Source organism: Geodermatophilus sp. URMC 60, from assembly GCF_053502585.1.
The window spans coordinates 2,262,937-2,281,377 of sequence record NZ_CP199958.1; the positions used below are offsets into that span (position 1 = coordinate 2,262,937).

The 18,441-nt window shown below is 74.0% G+C and carries 17 protein-coding genes; 7 read left to right on the plus strand and 10 right to left on the minus strand.

From position 1 onward, the window contains the following. Window positions 1–237: 237 nt before the first annotated feature. A complete protein-coding gene (locus ACWIX3_RS10940; protein ID WP_448612097.1) occupies window positions 238–1,455 on the plus strand; it encodes a methyl-accepting chemotaxis protein in 1,218 nt (405 codons plus the stop codon). A 116-nt stretch (window positions 1,456–1,571) separates the two neighbouring features. Next, the gene (locus tag ACWIX3_RS10945; protein ID WP_448612098.1) at window positions 1,572–2,810 is read left to right on the plus strand and encodes a globin domain-containing protein; all 1,239 of its coding nucleotides are present in this window, start codon (window positions 1,572–1,574) and stop codon (window positions 2,808–2,810) included. A 30-nt stretch (window positions 2,811–2,840) separates the two neighbouring features. Here ACWIX3_RS10945 and ACWIX3_RS10950 read toward each other — a convergent pair whose 3' ends face one another. Beyond that, on the minus strand, window positions 2,841–4,025 hold the full coding sequence (locus ACWIX3_RS10950) for a PP2C family protein-serine/threonine phosphatase (RefSeq protein ID WP_448612099.1): 1,185 nt from the start codon (window positions 4,023–4,025) through the stop codon (window positions 2,841–2,843). A 319-nt stretch (window positions 4,026–4,344) separates the two neighbouring features. Here ACWIX3_RS10950 and ACWIX3_RS10955 point away from each other — a divergent pair, with 319 nt between their 5' ends. Together ACWIX3_RS10955 and ACWIX3_RS10960 are read left to right on the plus strand one after the other, a co-directional pair. Next, window positions 4,345–4,713 (plus strand): STAS domain-containing protein, encoded by a 369-nt coding sequence (locus ACWIX3_RS10955; protein WP_448612100.1) that lies wholly within the window; start codon window positions 4,345–4,347, stop codon window positions 4,711–4,713. Between the two features lie 99 nt (window positions 4,714–4,812). Then, on the plus strand, window positions 4,813–5,553 hold the full coding sequence (locus tag ACWIX3_RS10960) for a GAF and ANTAR domain-containing protein (protein WP_448612101.1): 741 nt from the start codon (window positions 4,813–4,815) through the stop codon (window positions 5,551–5,553). A 51-nt stretch (window positions 5,554–5,604) separates the two neighbouring features. On the opposite strand, the gene ACWIX3_RS10965 is transcribed toward ACWIX3_RS10960, so the two are convergent. The 4 genes from ACWIX3_RS10965 to ACWIX3_RS10980 all read right to left on the minus strand — a co-directional run bounded on the left by ACWIX3_RS10965 (window position 5,605) and on the right by ACWIX3_RS10980 (window position 9,187). After that, window positions 5,605–5,793, minus strand: a complete 189-nt coding sequence (locus tag ACWIX3_RS10965; RefSeq protein ID WP_448612102.1) for a hypothetical protein — start codon at window positions 5,791–5,793, stop codon at window positions 5,605–5,607. A 107-nt stretch (window positions 5,794–5,900) separates the two neighbouring features. Continuing rightward, window positions 5,901–6,641 carry an ANTAR domain-containing protein gene (locus ACWIX3_RS10970; RefSeq protein ID WP_448612103.1) on the minus strand — a complete coding sequence of 247 codons (741 nt, stop codon included), beginning with the start codon at window positions 6,639–6,641 and terminating at the stop codon, window positions 5,901–5,903. 303 nt (window positions 6,642–6,944) lie between these two features. Then, entirely contained in the window at window positions 6,945–7,685 is a 741-nt protein-coding gene (locus ACWIX3_RS10975; RefSeq protein WP_448612104.1) for an HAD family hydrolase, read from the minus strand. Further along, window positions 7,682–9,187, minus strand: a complete 1,506-nt coding sequence (locus tag ACWIX3_RS10980) for a mannitol dehydrogenase family protein (RefSeq protein WP_448612105.1) — start codon at window positions 9,185–9,187, stop codon at window positions 7,682–7,684. The genes ACWIX3_RS10975 and ACWIX3_RS10980 overlap by 4 nt, the downstream gene beginning before the upstream one ends. A gap of 498 nt (window positions 9,188–9,685) precedes the next feature. On the opposite strand from ACWIX3_RS10980, the gene ngg reads away from it, so the two are divergent. Further along, window positions 9,686–11,437, plus strand: coding sequence for an N-acetylglutaminylglutamine synthetase (gene ngg / locus ACWIX3_RS10985; protein ID WP_448612106.1), 1,752 nt, complete (start codon window positions 9,686–9,688; stop codon window positions 11,435–11,437). Window positions 11,438–11,598: 161 nt separating this feature from the next. On the opposite strand, the gene ACWIX3_RS10990 is transcribed toward ngg, so the two are convergent. After that, a complete protein-coding gene (locus ACWIX3_RS10990) occupies window positions 11,599–11,769 on the minus strand; it encodes a CsbD family protein (RefSeq protein ID WP_448612107.1) in 171 nt (56 codons plus the stop codon). Between the two features lie 149 nt (window positions 11,770–11,918). Here ACWIX3_RS10990 and ACWIX3_RS10995 point away from each other — a divergent pair, with 149 nt between their 5' ends. Beyond that, entirely contained in the window at window positions 11,919–12,182 is a 264-nt protein-coding gene (locus tag ACWIX3_RS10995; RefSeq protein WP_448612108.1) for a GlsB/YeaQ/YmgE family stress response membrane protein, read from the plus strand. A 112-nt stretch (window positions 12,183–12,294) separates the two neighbouring features. On the opposite strand, the gene ACWIX3_RS11000 is transcribed toward ACWIX3_RS10995, so the two are convergent. The 4 genes from ACWIX3_RS11000 to ACWIX3_RS11015 all read right to left on the minus strand — a co-directional run bounded on the left by ACWIX3_RS11000 (window position 12,295) and on the right by ACWIX3_RS11015 (window position 16,584). Further along, complete coding sequence (locus tag ACWIX3_RS11000) at window positions 12,295–13,314, minus strand: hemolysin family protein (protein ID WP_448612109.1); 1,020 nt, start codon at window positions 13,312–13,314, stop codon at window positions 12,295–12,297. After that, window positions 13,311–14,747: a hemolysin family protein gene (locus ACWIX3_RS11005; RefSeq protein ID WP_448612110.1), complete on the minus strand. Its 1,437-nt coding sequence runs from the start codon at window positions 14,745–14,747 to the stop codon at window positions 13,311–13,313. Before ACWIX3_RS11005 ends, ACWIX3_RS11000 begins: the two co-directional genes overlap by 4 nt. Window positions 14,748–14,923: 176 nt before the next feature. Continuing rightward, window positions 14,924–15,586, minus strand: coding sequence for a response regulator (locus ACWIX3_RS11010; RefSeq protein ID WP_448612111.1), 663 nt, complete (start codon window positions 15,584–15,586; stop codon window positions 14,924–14,926). Beyond that, window positions 15,583–16,584 carry a HAMP domain-containing sensor histidine kinase gene (locus ACWIX3_RS11015; protein ID WP_448612112.1) on the minus strand — a complete coding sequence of 334 codons (1,002 nt, stop codon included), beginning with the start codon at window positions 16,582–16,584 and terminating at the stop codon, window positions 15,583–15,585. The genes ACWIX3_RS11010 and ACWIX3_RS11015 overlap by 4 nt, the downstream gene beginning before the upstream one ends. A 220-nt stretch (window positions 16,585–16,804) precedes the next feature. Here ACWIX3_RS11015 and ACWIX3_RS11020 point away from each other — a divergent pair, with 220 nt between their 5' ends. Further along, on the plus strand, window positions 16,805–18,325 hold the full coding sequence (locus ACWIX3_RS11020; protein WP_448612113.1) for a cation:proton antiporter domain-containing protein: 1,521 nt from the start codon (window positions 16,805–16,807) through the stop codon (window positions 18,323–18,325). Window positions 18,326–18,441: the final 116 nt, after the last annotated feature.

Consider the following 18,441-nt stretch of genomic DNA (forward strand, 5'->3'; position numbering starts at 1 on the left):
CCCGGCAGCGCGTGTCCGGTGCACCCGTCACACGCGTCGCTGCTGTCGCAGGAGTGCGGCTGGTGGGAAGCGACGAGGGTTCGGACTCAACCACCCCGGACCAGCAGCCGAAGAGGTGGCGTGACCACGGATCCCGTGCGCTCTGCGCACCCAGACGATGACGTCCGGAGCGGGTTCTGGGCAGCCTTCCCCCGAGGCGCCCGGCTCGACGCCCGCAGCTTCGCAGCCCGCCACCGGGTGACCACGGGGATGCTGGTCGCCCACGTGCCCGTCCTGGCGCTGATCGGCGTGGTCCGCGGGGTGGGCGGGTGGCTGCTGTGGGGGCAGCTCGCCGTCATCGCGGTGACCGTGGCGCTCGCCTTCGCCCTGCGCGGCCAGGTCGCTCGCGCGAGCGCCGTGGGCCTCGGCCTGATGGTCGGTGCCGACGTGCTGGTGCACGTCGGCGGAGGGCTCACCGACCTGCACATCTGGTTCTACGTGCTGCTCCCGCTGGTGGCGCTGTACCAGATGTGGACGCCGTTCCTGCTGGCCGTCGGCTTCGTCGCCGTGCACCACGCCGTGGCCGGCATCTGGGCGCCCGAGTCGGTGTTCTCCCCGCACGCGCACCACGCCCCGATGGCCTTCGTCGCCCTGCACGCCGTCTTCGTGCTGCTCGAGGCGACCTTCCTGGCCTACGGCTGGAAGTTCGCCGAGCGGCTGGACCGCGAGCGCCGCGCGCAGCAGCGGCTGGCGGAGGAGCAGCAGGTCGCCCAGGCCCGCGCGGAGCTCGAGCTCGCCGAGGAGCGCGCCCGCGCCGCCGACGAGGCCGCCCGGCGGGCGCGGGCGCGGGAGGAGCGCGCGGCGCGGCTCGGTGAGGGGATCGACGGCCTGGTGGACGCCGGACGCCGGCTGGACGGCAACGTCGCCACCGCCACCGAGGTGATGGAGGGGCTGCGCTCGGCGATCGCCGAGATCGCCGCCGCGGCCAGCGGCGCGAGCACCACCGCCCGCGAGGCGAGCGCGCAGTCGCGCACCGGGGCGCAGACCGTCGAGCGGCTGGCCGGGACCATGGCCGAGATCGACCAGATCGCCGGCAGCATCTCCGCGATCGCCGACCAGACCAACCTGCTGGCCCTCAACGCCACCATCGAGTCGGCCCGTGCCGGCGAGGCGGGCAAGGGCTTCGCCGTCGTCGCCGGGGAGGTCAAGGACCTCGCGCTGGAGACCGCCCGGGCGACCGAGCGGATCCGCACCGTCGTCGACGCCGTCCGGCACGAGGTCGACACGGCCGGGACCGCCCTGGGGGGCGTCCAGGACGTCATCCGTGGCGTCGTGGACGCGCAGGCCACCATCGCCGCCGCCGTCGAGGAGCAGAGCGCCGCGACCGCGCAGGCGCAGGAGGCCATCGCCGGTGCCTCGCGCGAGGCCGCCTGCATGGCAGCGGACCTGCAGCGCATCGTCGCCGGAGAACGCTGACCCGCGGGACGCTCGACCCCGGCACCCGCCGGGCGGGGCCCCGGGGACGGACGCAGGATGGGCGGCGGGGCGGCCGAGCAGAGGTCGCCCCGGTGCGACACCAGGGGGAGTGCCACGTGCTGTCCCACCGAGCCCGCCCGGTGGTGGAGGCGACGCTGCCGCCGGTCGCCGAGAACATCGGTGAGATCGCCCAGCGTTTCTACGCCCACATGTTCACCGCCCGCCCCGACCTGCTGGACGGGCTGTTCAACCGCGGCAACCAGGCCGAGGGCACCCAGCAGGTGGCGCTCGCCGGCTCGGTGGCGGCCTTCGCCAGCGCCCTGGTGAAGACGCCGGAGCAGCTGCCCGAGCAGCTGCTGAACCGGATCGCGCACAAGCACGCCTCCCTCGGGCTGCGCCCCGACCAGTACCAGGTCGTGCACGAGCACCTGTTCTGGGCGATCGCCGACGTGCTCGGCGACGCGGTCACGCCGGAGGTGGCCGCCGCGTGGGACGAGGTCTACTGGCTGATGGCCTACGCCCTGATCAACCAGGAGCGCGGCCTGTACAGCGCGCGCGGGGTGCGCCCGGAGACCGTGTGGCGCGACTGGCAGGTGGAGGAGAAGACCGCGGAGACCGACGACGTGGTGACCTTCCGGGTGCGGCGGGTCGACGACCGGCTGGTCAAGACCTCGCTGCCGGGCCAGTACGTGTCGGTCAAGGTCCGCATGCCCGACGGGGTGCACCAGCCGCGGCAGTACAGCCTGACCGCCGCCGACGATGGCGAGCACCGCCAGTTCTCGGTCAAGCGGGTCCGCGGCGACGGCAAGCCCGCCGGCGAGGTGTCCAACCACCTGTGCGACACCGTGCAGGTCGGCGACGTCCTGACCCTGTCGCTGCCCTTCGGTGACGTCGTGCTCGACGACTGGCGGCCGGCGGTCTTCGCCAGCGCGGGCATCGGCGTCACCCCGATGGCGGGCATGCTCTCCCACCTGCGGCACGCCGGCTCCGGGCTGCCGATCACACTGCTGCACGCCGACACCGACGAGGCGTGCTTCGCCCTGCGCCGCCAGGTGGTCGACGACGTCCGCGCGCTGCCGAACGCCGCGGTGCACGTCTGGTACGAGTCCGGCGCCGACAGCGCGCTGCCGGTCGACGGCGTGCACGCCGGCACGATGGACGTCGGCGCGGTCGACCTGCCCGAGGGCGCGGCATACTACCTGTGCGGTCCGCTGCCGTTCATGCAGGCCGTGCGCAGCGCCCTCATCGACCGCGGTGTGGCGCCCCGGGACATCCAGTACGAGGTCTTCGGGCCGGACCTGTGGCAGGCCGACTTCCGCACCGAGCCTGCGCCTGGCAGCCGCGCGGGGGCGTGAGCGACCCACCGCCGGGAGTGCGGCTCACGGCTACGGCAGCAGCTGGGCCTCGTCGCCGGTCTGCCACTCCAGGACCACGATGCTGGCGTCGTCCTGGAGCTGGTCGGCCTGGTGGGTGAGGACGTGGCGCATCAGCTGCCGGACGGTCTCGGGCGCGGGTTCGCCGGCGGCGACGGCGGTGGCGATGAAGTCGGCCAGCCGCTGCTCACCGAAGAACTCCCCGCTCGGGGAGCGGGCCTCGGTGATGCCGTCGGTGTAGAGCAGCAGCCGGTCACCGGGCTCCAGGCGGGTGTCGCAGCAGGTCGGCTTGGTCTCCTGCAGGCCCAGCGGCCGGCTGGGTGGACAGCGTGGCGGCTGCACGAGCGAGGAGCCGCGCAGGATGAGCGGTTCGGGGTGCCCGGCGTTGATCCACCGCAGGCGTCCGGTGGCGATGTCGAGGCGGGCGAGCACGGCGGTGGCGAACTGGCTGGCGCCGAACTGGCCGGCGACGGCGGCGTTGATCTCGGTGGCGATGTCGGGCAGGTCGAGTGCGTTGCGGCGAGCGTGCCGGTAGGCGCCGATGGCGACGCTGGCCAGCACCGTGGCCGGCAGCCCGTGCCCGACGGCGTCGATGACCATGAGGTCGGCGGTGCTGCCGTTGACGGCGTAGTCGAAGGAGTCGCCGCCGATGTCGTAGGCCGGCTCCAGGCCGCCGGTGATGACCAGCCGTTCGGTGCCGAAGCTCATCGGCGGCAGCAGCTCCCACTGCACCTCGGCGGCCAGGCTGAGGGTCTTGCGCCGGCGCAGCCGGGAGAAGACGTCGCCGTAGGCGTCGTGGGTCACGATGAGCTCGGCGACCAGGGTGACGAGGTCCCCCAGGTCCTGCCTGAGCTCCTCGGTCGGCACGGCCGGCAGCTCCAGCTCGGCGACGCCCAGCCGCTCCACCCCGTCCAGCAGCGGGAGCCACAGCCGGTGGGTGCCCGGCGTGGCCGTGCTGTCGACCACCTCGACCCGCCGGAACGCCCGTCCGGCCATCGTGCCCTCGATCGGCAGCTCCTGGCGCTCCGGCACTCCGGCACCGGGCAGCGGGAGCAGCGTGGCCTGCTCGTAGTCGGCCAGGTAAAGCACCGTCTCCCGGACACCGATCCGCCGGGCGGCCGCGGCCGCCGCGGCCGCCAGGTCGTCCGGTGCGAGCAGGTGCGACGCCCGCAGCAGCGCACCCAGGGCGTCGGTCACCGAGCGGGCATCGTCTGTCGCGCGATCACGCCCGCAGACGCTAGCGCCCGCCTCCACGTGCGTGTCCGTCCCGGTCACGGCGACGTCGATGGCACGCGGAGCTCGTCGACCCCCTGGTGTCGACCGCTCCGCCTGGCGCCCGTGGCACCAGTCAGGGCGGGCGCGGTTGCGCCGGCCACCGGCTGCGCCCCGATGGCCGTCCTGTGCACGGGTGGATAGCGTCGCGACAGGTCCAACACGCGGCCACCTCCCGCAGTGCTGCGGGCGCCGGTTCTCTCTCCATCGCCGGCGATCATGTTCGTCCGCCGAGGTGATCGTGGTGGCCCTGCACCCCGTCGTCCCGACCGGGCCGCGGCCCGGCGACGTCCCGGAGCTCTCCGCCCACCTGGACCTCGTCACCGGTCGCGTCGAGCTGGTCGGGCGGCTGGACCGGGTGACCGCGCACCTGCTCCACGACGCCGTCTCCGCACTGTTGCTGACCAGCTGCCCGCAGTGGACCGTCGACGTCACCGGCGCGACCGTGGGTGACCACCACGGTCTGCGGGCTCTCGCAGCTGCGTACCGACGGGCCGGCCGGCACCACCGGCAGCTGGTCCTGCTCGGGTCGTCCCCCACCGTCCACCGTGCCGCGCTGCAGCTCGGCGGCAGCGAGCACGCGGTCGCTGCCGGCCAGGTCCGCCCGAACTGACGGCTCCTCACCGCGGGCAGGAGCCGGCGGTCCGGCGCGTGCCTCCGTCCCCACCGCGCGCCGGGCCCGCCGCCTCGCGGTGCCGAGTAGCTTGCGCGCATGGCGGCAACGCAGGACGACCCCGCAGGGGGCGCCGGCGCCAGGCACGACCTGGCGGACGTGATGAGCCGCACGGCACGGCGACTCCGGGGGGAGCACGGCGACGTCGAGGGCACGATGCGCGCCATCACCACCACGGCGGTCAAGGTCGTGCCGAATGCGGAGGAGTGCAGCATCATCTACGTGATCGGCCGCAGGAAGATCGAGCCCCGTGCGTCGACCAGCGACCTCGCCCGGGACCTGGACGCCCTGCAGGAGCGGCTCGGGCAGGGACCGTGCCTGGACGCGGTCTGGGAGCACCAGGTGGTCCGGGTCGACGACGTCGGCGTCGACGACCGGTGGCCGGAGTTCGCCCGGCAGGCATCCGAGCTGGGTGTCGGCAGCATGCTGTGCTTCCAGCTCTACGTCGAGGGCGACCAGCTCGGGGGTCTGAACCTGTACGCGGGCAGGCCGGGCGCCTTCGACGACGAGAGCCAGGACATCGGGCAGATGTTCGCCGCGCACGCGGCGGTCGCGGTGGCCGGCGCGGAGCACGAGGAGAACCTGCGCAACGCGGTGAGCAGCCGGGATGTCATCGGGCAGGCGAAGGGGATCCTGATGGAGCGGCACAAGCTGACCGCCGACCAGGCCTTCGGTGTGCTTGCCCGGGTCTCGCAGGAGCTGAACCGCAAGCTGGCCGACGTCGCCCGCGAGGTCAGCGACACCGGAGCCGTTCCCGGCGCCGGCCGCCGCCGGGACTGAGCTCCGCGTCGGCCAGCTGCGGCTCCGTGGACCTGGTGCCCCCAGGAACCCCTACTCGCGGACCACCCACACCTCGGCCGGCCCCTCCGCGGTGTTCTGCACCTGCACGGGCTCGAACCGCTCGTAGACGCCGAACCAGCGGGGCCCGTCGTAGACGAGGATCGCGGACGCCAGCAGCTCGGGCGGCACGTCGTCGACCTCGCCGTGCCGTGGACCACCCCAGTGGAAGATCAGCGGCATGCCGGGGACGGTAGTGGAGTCGGCGCGGACGCGGCGGGCCCGGGGGTGCCGGCCCGGTGTGCCCGTCTGAGCCGCCGCGGGGACCCGCCGATCGTGCCGGCCGGTGGTCAGTGCTCGCTGCCGGCGTCCTCGCCCAGCTGCCGGGCGGTGAGCCGACCGGCGAGGAGGTCGGCGGCGAGGGCGTCGACGGTCCGGTCGGAGCCGTAGGCGCGGCTGCGCAGCACGGCCAGCGCGTCGGCCGTCTCGAGCCGCAGCGCGAGGCTGACCATGCCGGTGGCCATCCAGACCCGAGCCCGTTGCCGCGCGGGCTCGCTGTTGGTCCAGGGCGGACCCTCCGTCTCGGTCCACTCCGTCCACGCCGCGGCGTGGCTCAGGTGGGCGGACACCAGTTCGGCCACGCAGCGCGCCTCCACCGCGTCGAAGGCCAGGATGCCGACGGGGTGGGTCAGGAAGAGGTCCATGCCGCCGGCGCCGCGGAGGTCGCCGGGCAGGGAGAGGGCCACCACGCTGCGGAACGGTGTGTGGGTCACCAGCAGGTCGTGGAACGGCGGCCAGCGGGTCCGCAGGTGGTCCTCGGGGGCGAAGACCGGCCAGCCGGAGCGCGCGGCGAACGTGCACGGGCCCGAGCCCGCGGTGAACTGCAGTCGCTCGGCCGTGGTGGCTGCCTCGTCGCTGGCTCCCAGCGGCGTGCTGTGCCCGGCGGTGTCGTGGATGCTGAGGCCGACCCCGTCGACGCCGAGCGCCGTGGCGGCCGCCCGGGCCAGTTGCACCGGCAGCAACTCCGGCTGGTCCCCGTCCCGGGCCCACTCGCCGGCCAGTGCGTTCCCGAACTCCTGCTGGATGTCCACGATCACCCTCCCGAGCCGTCCAGCGGAACGCGCGGTCGGCGGGGTGCCGATCGCCACGTCCAACCGCGAGCCGGGTGAGGGTCGCGGTGACCGGTCACTGCACGGCTCGGCCGGCCGACTGGGTGGTGGTCCGACAGGTACCCGAGCGAGCCGCGCCAAACGTCATCCACCGCACGGGCCACCTCGGAGGGCCGCCACCGACGGTCGTCGCCGACGCCGGCGGGCCCCGCGGCCGCGGTACCCGGCCGACGCCGGGCAGTCGCCGAGCAGGTCCCGACGGGACGGTCTACGCCGCCTCCGGGGTCAGCGCAGCAGTCGCTCCGCGTCGGCCCACGACTCGACGACCGCGGCCACCCCGACCTCGTGGAGTGCCTCGGCCCGGTCCCGCCGGTCGGCTGCGGGGACGAACTGCAGGATCCCGACGGTCGGGTACCCGGCGGCCACAGCCGACAGGGCGCCGTTCACCGAGTCCTCGACGGCGACCGCGCCGGCCGGGGCCACCCCGAGGGTGCGGCCGGCGTGCACGTACACGGCCGGGTCCGGCTTGCTGGTGGGTTCGGCCAGCGAGTCCTCGGCGCTGAACCTGCGGTCGGCGTCGAACAGCGCGGCGAGGCCGGTCACCTCGAGACAGGCGGCCAGCCGGGAGCTGGCGCTGGAGGTGACCGCCGCGAGCGCGAACCGGCCGGACAGGCGCTCCAGCGGCCCGCGCACCGCCGCGTCGGGGCGCAGCACGGTGCGCAGGTGGGCGGTGACGACGTCCTTCTCCTCGGCCACCCAGTGCTCGAGGTCGGCGCGGGTCAGCTCGCGCCGGTAGCCGGTGGCGAGCTCCGAAGCCGCGGCCCGGAAGTTCTTGCCGTTGGTCATCCGCTGCAGCTCCTCCGGGGCGAAGGCCCGCTCCGCCCCCAGCCCGGCGAGGAACCGGTTGGTGACGTCGGCCGACGCGGCGTACGCCGGCTCCTCGGAGGGGAAGAGCGTGCCGTCGGCGTCGCAGAGCAGGGTGGTCACCGCGGCCGGGTCCAGGGAGGGGGACCGCTCGCCGGTCACGCGGCCGCACCCGTGGCGAGGAACTCCTCGATGACCTCGCGCGGCCCCTGCCGGTCGAGCGCGGAGAGGGCCCGCTGGACGCACTCGGCGAAGCGCGGGTCCTGGCCGATGTGGTCGAAGACCGACCGCTCCGACAGCAGCGGCGTGGCGTCGCCGCCCGCCTCCTGCGCGATCGGCACGAGGTCGGGGCGCGGGCCCTGGATCGGGACCTCCTCGCCGGCGTAGTCCGCGCCGCGCAGGAAGCGCAGCCAGCCGGCCACCGCCAGGCACAGCAGCTGGTGCGGGCGGCCCTCCTCCATCGCCGCCCGCACGGACGGCAGGACGTAGTTGGGGATCTTGCTCGAGCCGCGCCGGGAGAGCCGCGCGAGCTGGTCGGCCATCCGGGGGTTGGCCAGCCGGTCGAGCAGCGTGGCCTGGTACTCGGCCAGGTCGACGCCCGGGACCTCCGGCAGGTGCGGGGCGATCTCCTCGGCCATCAGCCGGGTGAGGTACGTGCGGAAGACCGGGTCGGCCATCACGTCGGAGGTGGTCCGGTAGCCGGCGAGGTAGCCCAGGTAGGCGATGGCGCTGTGGCCGGCGTTGAGCAGGCGGGTCTTCACCGTCTCGTAGGGCGACACGTCGTCGACGAACCGGACGCCGACCTCCTCCAGCGGCGGCCGGCCGTTGCAGAAGGAGTCCTCGACCACCCACTGGCGGAACGGCTCGGTGATCACCGGCCACCGGTCGTCGACGCCGGTCGCGGCGGCGATGGCGTCCCGGTCCTCGGGGGTGGTGTTGGGGGTGATCCGGTCGACCATGCTGCTGGGGAAGGCGACGTGCTGGTCGATCCACCCGGCGAGGTCGTCGTCGCGGAGCCGGGCGAAGGACACCACCGCAGTACGCGCCGCGGAGCCGTTGCACTGCATGTTGTCGCAGGAGAGCACGGTGAACGGTGGCAGGCCCGCCTGCCGCCGCCGGTGCAGCGCCTCGACGAGGTAGCCGAAGACCGTCTCGGGGGTGCCGGGGTCCTCGAGGTCGCGGGCGATGTGCGGGTCGTCGGCGTCGAACTCCCCGGTGTGTGGGTCGACGCGGTAGCCGGTGCCGGTGATCGTCAGAGTCACCACGCGGGTGCGCTCGTCGGCCAACGCGGTGAGCACCGCCTCCGGGTCGTCCGGGGCGTACAGGTACCCGGTGAGTACACCCACGACGGTGGCGCGGTCACCGTCGGCCGCACGCTCGACCACGGTGTAGAGCCGGTCCTGGTCGGCGAGGACCTCACCGATCGCGCGGCTGTGCAGGCCGACGCCGGTGACGCCCCAGTCGGTCGATCCCCGGCGGGCCAGTTCGTCGAGGTAGACGGCCTGGTGGGCGCGGTGGAAGCCACCGACGCCGATGTGCACGATGCCGGGACGCAGCGCGGCGCGGTCGTAGGTCGGCGTCGAGACCTCCGGCGGGAGGTCGGGGAGGGTCCGGTCGGACAGGGGGACGGCGGAAGCCGTCGTCGAGGTCGTGGCAGACGTCATCAGGAGCTTTCGGGAGGAGGGGCGGGCCGGGGTGGCTGTTCACCCGTGCCCGCCTCCGCACCATGCCCAGCGGTCCGCCGTGCGAACCGGCGCGGCGCGGATGTGGTGCATCCCTCGGTCGGTGGGGAGGGGTCGCGGCCTCGAGCTCACGGGGACGTCCCAGCTTCGGAGCCACCGTGCCCGTTCTGCCTCCCCCCGGCAGGCCCGCCGCACGGCGGGTCCGGACGGACCTGTCCGGCGCGGGCGTCCGGGTCCACGCCCGGACGTGGCCGGCCCGGCTAGTCCCCGTGGCGGGGGTCGCGTGCTGGTCGTCGCCGCCCGGTTGTTACGGAAGTGTTTCGTCCGCAGCGGAGCGGGGCATGGTCTCCCGACTCGGCCGGGGTGCAGCACACCGCCCACGGGCCGGGCACGACTCCGGGTGGCGGCACATCGTGTGGACCAGTACGCCTCGGTCGACCTCCTGCCCACGAGGGACGCAGCACGGCGGGGAGGTGGCCCGTGGTCGCGCGGCCTGAGCTGCGCCGGCGACCGCTGGGGGCCGTCCCGACGATCACCGGCACCCCCTGGCACCCGCCGTCGGAGCACCAGCTGCGCGGCATGGACACCGAGGCCGCGCTGGACCTCGGCTGGGGCCGGCTCGTGTTCGGCCAGACGTTCGCCGATCCGCAGCGGCTGGTCGAGGCGCTGCGCGGGGAGGCCGAGGGCCACCGCGACATCTGCATCTACCCGCGCGACCCGCAGGTGCTGCTGGGCCTGGCGCCCGGCGAGCTGTTCCTGGACCCCTCGCTCACCTTCCGGCTGGACCTGCACCGGTACCGCCCGCGCCGCGAGCTGGTCGAGAACGTCTTCGTGCGCACGGTGACCTGCCCGGACGACGTCGCCGAGATGGACCGCATCCTCACGCGCACCGGCATGGTCCCCGGGGACCTCGCCACCGTGTGGCACAACCACTCCACCCGCACGGTCCGGTACCTCGTCGCGGAGGACCGGCGCACCGGCCGGGTCGTCGGCACGGTCACGGGGGTCGACCACGTCCGCGCGTTCGGCGACCCCGAGGGCGGCAGCAGCCTGTGGTGCCTGGCCGCCGACCCGGGCGAGGCCCCGCCGGGCACGGGCGAGGCGCTGGTGCGCGTGCTCGCCGAGCGGTACCTCGCCCGGGGACGCGGCTACCTCGACCTCTCGGTGCTGCACGACAACGCCGCCGCGATCGCGCTCTACCGCAAGCTCGGTTTCCGCCAGGTGCCCGCCCTGGTGGTCAAGCGCCGCAATGCGGTGAACGCGCCGCTGTTCGTCCCCGGCCCGGCCGGGCTCGACCTGCTCAACCCCTACGCCCGGATCCTCGCCGACGAAGCGCTGCGCCGGGGCATCCGGGTCGAGGTGACCGACGCCGCCCACGGCGAGATGCGGTTCACCCTCGGCGCACGCGGCGTGCTGACCCGCGAGTCGCTCTCGGAGCTGACCACGGCCGTGGCCATGAGCCGCTGCGACGACAAGCGGGTCACCCGCCGGATCATGGCTGGTGCCGGGGTCCGCGTCCCCGTCGGCGCCGAGGTGGCCGGCGACGACCTCGGACCGGCCCTGGCGCTGTTGGAGCGGTTCGGCGAGGTGGTGGTGAAGCCGGCCCGCGGGGAGCAGGGCAAGGGCATCACCGTCGGGGTGCGCGACGAGGCGGGCCTGCGGTCGGCGGTCGCGCTGGCGCGGCAGCACTGCCCGGACGTGCTGGTCGAGGAACTGGTGGCGGGGGAGGACCTGCGGGTGGTCGTCATCGACTCCGAGGTGGTCGCCGCCGCGGTGCGCCGGCCGGCCACCGTGGTCGGCGACGGCGTCTCCGACGTCACCGCGCTGATCCGCCGGACCAGCCGGCGCCGGGAGCGGGCGACCGGCGGGGAGTCGCGGATCCCGCTGGACGACACGACGGCCGCCGTCGTCGCCGAGGCGGGCTGGGCGATGGACGACGTCCCGCCGGCCGGTGAGCGGATCCGCGTCCGGCGGACGGCGAACCTGCACACCGGCGGGACCATCGAGGACGTCACCGGCCGGCTGCACCCCGAGATCGCCGCGGCCGCCGTCCGGGCCACCCGCGCCATCGGCATCCCGGTGACCGGCCTGGACTTCCTCGTTCCCGACCTCGACGGGCCGGAGCACGTCTTCGTCGAGGCCAACGAGCGGCCGGGGCTGGCCAACCACGAACCCCAGCCGACCGCCGCCCGCTTCGTCGACCTGCTGTTCCCGGAGACCCGCCGCCGCTGACCCCGCCGGAACCACCGGCACCCGGCAGTCGATGGACAGCCACGTCGGGCTGACCGCCGACGGCCCGAACCCGCGACCCCGGACGGCAACGCCTGTGCGGGAGGGGCCGCGCGGCCGTCGCGGCGGCCGGATCGCGAGGACCCAGCAGCCCGGTGTCGGTCCTACTTGAAGGCGTCCTTGACCTTCTCGCCGGCCTGCTTGAGGTTGCTCTTGGCCTGGTCGCGCTTCCCCTCGGCCTCGAGGTCGGGGTCGCCGGTGGCGCGACCGACGGCCTCCTTGCCCTTGCCGGCCAGCTCGTCGATCTTGTTGCTGATCTTGTCCTCACTGCTCATGCTAGTGTCGCTACCCGGCCGCCATCGAGGGCATGCCGCCCGGTGCCGCCGTCGATCCGACAGCGCGTAGGTGCCTGTCGCGCGCGTTGTGACGTCACGGACACGCATCGAGCCGTTTCCCGCGGCTGGGGAGCAGGTACAGATCGATCATGATCGGTTTTCTCGTCGCGGGCCTCCTCATCGGTGCTCTTGCTCGGCTGATCAAGCCCGGCAAGCAGCACCTGAGCATCATCGCGACCCTGCTGCTGGGTCTGGTCGGGTCGGTGATCGGCGGCACCGTCGCCAACCTCCTGGGGACCGGCGACGTCTTCGAGCTGAACGTGCTCGGCTTCGTCGTCGCGGTGATCGCCTCGGTGCTGCTCATCGGTGTCGCTGAAGGCATCGCCGGCTCGCGTCACCACTCGGTGCGCTGACCACTCGGTGCGCTGACCACTCGATGCGCTGACCACTCGGTGCGCTGACCACTCGGTGCGCTGACGACCCAGGTACGGCCGGGACCCGAGCGGGACCCGGCCGTACCGCTGTTCAGGCCGCGGTGGTCGCCCGCTGCGGGAACAGCCTGCGCAGCACGTCCGACAGCGTGATGACGCCGAGGACCGCGCCGGCGTCGGTGACGACGGCCAGGTGGTTGCGCGTCTCGCGCATCGCCTTGAGCGCGGCGTGCACGGTGGTGTCGGCCTCGAGGCAGAACACCGGCCGGCCGAAGGGTCCCGCGGGCGCGTGCTCGTCCGCGGTGAGGGTGTCGCGGACGTGGACCACGCCGGTCAGCCGCGCCTCGGTCCCGAGCAGGATGCGCAGGTGCGCGGTGCGCCGGGTGAGCTCGCGGACGGCGCCGACGGTGGCGTCGGCGGGCACCGCGGCCAGCGGCGCGCCGGCGGTGACCAGTTCGCGGACGGTCATCCGCTCGAGTTCCAGCGCGCCGGAGATCTGGGTGGAGAAGCTGGCGTCCAGTGCGCCGACGTTGGCCGAGTGCTCCACCAGGTGGCGAAGCGCATCGGGACTGTGCCCGACGGCCAACTCGTCGGAGGGCTCGACCCCGACCCTGCGGACCAGCCGGTTGGCCGCGACGTTCAGCAGCCGCAGCAGCGGCCGGAACACCGCCATGAACGCCCGCATGGGTGCGGCCAGCAGGGTGGCCGAGCGCTCCGGGTGCGCGATCGCCCACGACTTCGGGGCCATCTCGCCGACGACGAGGTGGATGAACGTCACGATCAGCAGCGCGAGGACGAAGCCGGCGACGTCGGCGGCGACCAGCGGCAGCCCCCAGGTCTCGAACAGCGGGGTGAGCCAGTGGTGCACCGCCGGCTTGCTGATCGCACCGAGGGCCAGGGTAGCCGCGGTGATGCCCAGCTGGGAGCCGGCCAGCAGCAGGGTCAGCTCCGAGGAGTTGCGCAGCGCGGCCCGGGCCGAGCGGCTGGTCGGCGCGGCCTCCTCCAGCCGGTGCCGCTTGGCAGCCAGCGCGGCGAACTCCACCGCCACGAAGAACGCGCTCAGCGCGACGATGACGACGGTCGCGGCGACGACCACCCAGGGGTTGTCGCTCATCGGGAGGTCTCCTCGGCGGTGGCGGCCGTGCGGACTGCATCGGCGGTGTCGGTGCGGGTGGCGTCGGTCGTGCCGGCCGGCACGCGGTCGGGCAATTCCAGGCGGACCCGGGCCGGCACGTGCCGCTCCACCGCGAGGACCTCCACAGACAGGTGTCGGCAGGCGGGGTCGTCGGCGTGGACCAGGTCGCCGGGGTCCGGGGGCAGCTCGACGGTCAGCGTGGCGCCGGGCTCGGGCAGGGTGCCGGCGGCGGCGATGACCAGGCCGGCGATCGTCTCGTAGTGCCCGCGCGGCAGGTCGACGCCCAGGGCGCGCTCGACCTCGTCGACGTGCACGTCACCGGCCATCTCCCACACGCCGTCGCCCTCGACCGGCACGTACTCCGGGTGCTCGGCGTCGTGCTCGTCGGTGATCTCCCCGACCAGCTCCTCGGCGAGGTCCTCCAGCGTGATGACGCCGGCGAACCCGCCGTACTCGTCGATGACGCAGGCCATCTGGTTGCTGCTGTCGGCGAGCTGGCGCAACGCGTCGGGCAGCGAGGTGAAGGTGGACACGACCAGGCACTCGCGGGCGATGGCGGTCACCGGTGCGGTGTCGGGCTCGGGAGTGGTGAGCAGGTCGGCCAGGTGCACCACGCCGACCACGTCGCCGGTCTCGGCGTCGAGCACCGGATAGCGGGAGTGGCCCGACGCCATCAGCGCACGCAGGTGGCCCAGGGTGTCGGTGTCCTCGACGGTGCCCACCCGCGGCCGGGGGATCATCGCGTGCTCGACGTCGCGGTTGGGGAAGTCGAGGATCCGGTCGACCAGCATCGACAGCTCCGCCGGCAGGTTCCCGCTCTCCCGGGACTCCTCGACGATGTGCTCCAGGTCGCGGGCGGTGGCAGCGTGCTCGACGTCGTGCACCGGCTCGATGCGCAGCGCCCGCAGCAGCAGGTTCGACGCCTGGTCGAACACCCAGATCAGCCACCCGAATGCCTTCAGGTACAAGGTGGTGGAGGCGCCCAGCCAGCGGGCGACCGGTTCGGGCCGGGCGATGGCGAGGTTCTTCGGGAACAGCTCACCGAACAGCATCTGCACGAGCGTGGAGAACAGCAGCGCCAGCACCGCACCGATGCCGACGCTGACGGCGGTGGGGATGCCGACGCCGCCGAGCAGCGCGCCCAGGGACTCCCCGATCAGCGGCTCGGCGACGTAGCCGACCAGCAGACCGGTGACGGTGATGCCCAGCTGGGCACCCGAGAGCATGAACGAGGTCCGGCGGGTGACCGCCAGCGCCCGTTCGGCGGCGGCGTCACCGGCCTCGGCGCGGGCGGCCAACACGGAGCGGTCGACCGCCATGTAGGCGAACTCCTGCGCCACGAAGTACCCGGTGACCGCGGTGATCGCCAGGACGACCAGCACACCGAGCGACAGGGAGAGCACTTCGGTCACCGGCCACGCACCCCCTCACCGAGGTCGGGATGCGCGGCCTGGGGACTGTGACAGGGGCTCATGGCTCTCTTCGACGGAGGTGGCGGGGGCGGACAGGAGGCCCCCGCACGTCAACGCGGCGGGGACGGTCGACGTTCCGGTCGGTGGGCCGCGCCACGTCGTCGGCACGGACGCGGTCAGGGTTCGATCAGGCCTGTGCGGATCGCGTACCGGGTGAGCTGGGTGCGGTCCCGCATCTCCAGCTTGGCGAGGACGTTGGCCCGGTGCCGCTCGACGGTCTTCACGCTGATCACGAGCAGGTCCGCGATGTCCTGCGAGGAACGGCCCTCGGCGATGAGCTTGACGACCTCTTCCTCGCGGGCGGACAGGATGCTGCCGGGCAGGCGTTCGCCACGGGCAGCCCGCTGCAGGTACTCGCGCATCAGCGCGGTCAGCGCATCGGGGTAGATGAACGGTTCCTCGCGCATGACCGCGCGGCAGGCCTCGACCAGGTCCCGGTCGGCGACCGACTTGAGGACGTACCCGGAGGCGCCTGCGCGGAGGGCCTCGAAGAAGTACTGGTCGTTGTCGTACATCGACAGCAGCAGGATGCGCGTGGCCGGGAAGCGGCGGGACAGCTCCCGGGCGGCCTGCAGGCCGGTGAGCCGGGGCATCGCGACGTCGAGGACGGCGAGGTCGATGGCGTGCACGCGGGCCAGCGCCAGCGCCTCCGCACCGTCGCCCGCCTCGGCGACGACGGTCAGGTCCGGCTCGTTGTCCAGGATCAGCCGGACGCCGCGGCGGACGAGGGCGTGGTCGTCGGCGAGCAGGATCCGGATGGGGTTCGCGGGGCGGGTCACCGGCCGTCCCCCGGCTGGGGCACCGGGACCAGGAGCCGCAGTTCGGTGCCGCCCTCCTGGTGGCGGCCGACGCTGAGCGTGGCGGCGACGAGCATGGCCCGCTCCCGCATGCCCCGCAGCCCGGCACCCTCGCAGCTGTCGCCGAGGCCGCGGCCGTCGTCGGCGACCCGCAGCTGCACGACGTCGCCGGCGAAGGAGGGCGTCAGGTCGACGCAGACCCGCCGGGCGTCGGCGTGCCGGGCGACGTTGGTCAGCGCCTCCTGCGCCACCCGGTAGACGACGAGCTCGGCGTCGGGGCCGAGAGGCGGCAGGTCGGCGGCGAACCGGCGGCACACCTCGGCGCCGGTGAGCCGGGCGTGCTCGGTCACCAGCGACGTCAGGGCACTGACCAGGCCCAGGTCGTCGAGCACTCCGGGGCGCAACCGCCGGACCACCTGCCGGACCTCGTCGAGGCTGGCCCGCGCGGCCTCTTGCACGAGCAGCACCTCATCCTGCAGCTCCGCCGGTGCCCGGTCGGCCACCCGCCGCAGGCCGAGCAGGACCGCGGTCAGGCTCTGCCCGACCTCGTCGTGCAGCTCCTGGGCCACCCGGCGGCGTTCGGCCTCCTGGGCGGCCAGCGCCTGTCCGCTGGAGGCGGCCCGCTCGGCCTCGAGCCGGGCGAGCATGGCGTTGAAGCTGCCGATCACGTCGGCGACCGGCCCCCGGCCCTGCTCCGGTAGGCGCTGGCCGGGGCGGAGCAGGTCGACGTCCTCCATCAGGCGCTGCAGCCGGTCCAGGGGCGCCAGCATCGCGCGGAGCAGCAGCCCGTTGGCGACGAGCATCACGGTCAGGCCCACGGCGAGGATCAGCGCCTCCCGGGCCAGCACCGGCGTCGAGACGGTCGCCGGCGACGCCGCCAGCACCGCGGTGCCGACCGCGAAGACGGCGCCGTTGACCAGGCACACCCGCCAGAACAGCGGCAGACCACGACCGGTCGCCAGCCGTGCCTCCTGCGCCATCCGCCCCACCGCCCCGCTGCCGTGATCGACGACGTCGAGCCTCGGGCATGTCAGGCCGTCGGCCAAGAACCCGCGCGGAAGATGGGGCCCAGCACCCATGACCTCCGGCAGGCACCCGAAATGGGTGGTGCCACGGATTCCGCCCCAGCCACCCGTGCGGTGAGGATCGTGCGCCGGCCGACGGTCGGCGGGCGGAGGAGGACGTCCCCGAGGAGGCTGGGTGCACCACGTCGCCGAGGCACTCCTCGCCCTCGGCGGCGCCTTCCTCGTCTGCGGCCTGGTCGCCCGGGCCGGTGTCCCGATCGGGTTGCCGACCATCCCGCTGTTCATGCTCGCCGGCGTGCTGCTGGGGCCGCACACCCCCGGCTTCGTCCTGGTCGGCGACCCGGCCGACCTCGAGCTGGTCGCCCGCCTCGGCCTGGTCTTCCTCCTCTTCTACCTGGGGCTGGAGTTCTCCGTCGCCCAGCTCGTGTCCGGCGGGCGGCGACTGGCGGCAGCCGCCGGCGTCTACCTGTGCCTGAACATCGGCGGCGGCCTGGCGCTGGGCTTCGCGCTCGGCTGGGGGACGTCGGAGGCGTTCGTGATCGCCGGCATCGTCGGCATCTCCTCCTCCGCCATCGTCACCAAGCTGCTGATCGAGACCCGGCGGCTGGGGAACCCCGAGACCCGCGTCATCCTGGGGATCATCGTCATCGAGGACCTGTTCCTCGCGCTCTACCTGGCCCTCCTGCAGCCGGTGCTGGGCGGCGCCTCCGGCGTGGCCGAGGCCGCCACCGGCATCGGCATCGCCTTCGCCTTCCTGCTGGTGCTCTCCGTGGTGGCGCGGCACGGCACGCGGTGGGTCAGCGCGCTCATGAGGACGAAGGACGAGGAGATCGTCGTCGTCCTCGCCCTGGGGCTGGCGATCACCACCGCCGGCGCCGGAGAGCACCTGGGCGTCTCCGACGCCATCGGCGCGTTCATGATCGGCCTCATCCTGGCCGCCACGCCGACGGCCCGCCGCCTGCGGCAGCTGACCCATCCGCTGCGGGACGGCTTCGGCGCGATCTTCTTCTTCCACTTCGGCCTGACCATCGACATCGGCGACGTCCTCGCCGTGCTCGCGCAGATCCTCCTCGCCGCCGGGACGACCGTCGTGCTCGCGGTCGTCGCGGGCATCGTCGCCGCCCGCCTGCACGGCCTCGGTCGCCTGGGAGCGGCCAACATCGGCCTGACCGTGCTCACCCGCGGCGAGTTCTCGCTGGTCCTCGCCTCGCTGGCGATGGCCGCCGGGCTCGACTCCCGACTCGGTTCGTTCACCGCCGGCTACGTCCTCGTCCTCGCCGTCCTCGGCCCCATGGCGGTCTACTCCTCCCCACGCCTGGCCCGCGGGATCCCGCGGCGGCTCCTGCCCGGGGTCCCGGAGCCGGCCGGGGGATCGAACGGCGTGCCCCTGGACATGGACGTCGGCACCTCGTCCCTGCACGAACTGGGCGCCGACCTCCTGCAGGTCCGGGTCCTGCCCGGCTCCCGCCTGCACGGCGTCTACATCAACGAGCTCCGGCTGCCGGAGGGCGCGACCCCCGGCCTGCTCTCGCGCGACGGCGCCACCTCCGCGGTCGCTCCGCACACCCGGCTGCGCACCGGCGACGTCCTCCTCGTCTTCACCCAGCCCGACCTGCGCCACGACACCGAACGCCGCATCCTCGCCGTGCACCGCAGCGGCAAGCTGGCCCACTGGCTCGGTGACACCGGATCGTGAGCGCAACCCCACACCCCGGTCCGGCATCCTGCGCACCCGGTGTGCGGGAACATGAACACCGCGTGAGGTCCGTGCGGGTGGAGCCGACGAACAGGCCGGGCCGGCGAACCGGCCGG

What these genes read in the sequence shown, in the direction of transcription:
- ACWIX3_RS10960 (WP_448612101.1), top strand. Translation starts at nt 4,813, where the DNA reads ATGGCGGCAACGCAGGACGACCCCGCAGGGGGCGCCGGCGCCAGGCAC.
- ACWIX3_RS10965 (WP_448612102.1), bottom strand. Translation starts at nt 5,793, where the DNA reads ATGCCGCTGATCTTCCACTGGGGTGGTCCACGGCACGGCGAGGTCGAC.
- ACWIX3_RS10980 (WP_448612105.1), bottom strand. Translation starts at nt 9,187, where the DNA reads ATGACGTCTGCCACGACCTCGACGACGGCTTCCGCCGTCCCCCTGTCC.
- ACWIX3_RS10990 (WP_448612107.1), bottom strand. Translation starts at nt 11,769, where the DNA reads ATGAGCAGTGAGGACAAGATCAGCAACAAGATCGACGAGCTGGCCGGC.
- ACWIX3_RS10995 (WP_448612108.1), top strand. Translation starts at nt 11,919, where the DNA reads ATGATCGGTTTTCTCGTCGCGGGCCTCCTCATCGGTGCTCTTGCTCGG.
- ACWIX3_RS11000 (WP_448612109.1), bottom strand. Translation starts at nt 13,314, where the DNA reads ATGAGCGACAACCCCTGGGTGGTCGTCGCCGCGACCGTCGTCATCGTC.
- ACWIX3_RS11015 (WP_448612112.1), bottom strand. Translation starts at nt 16,584, where the DNA reads ATGGCGCAGGAGGCACGGCTGGCGACCGGTCGTGGTCTGCCGCTGTTC.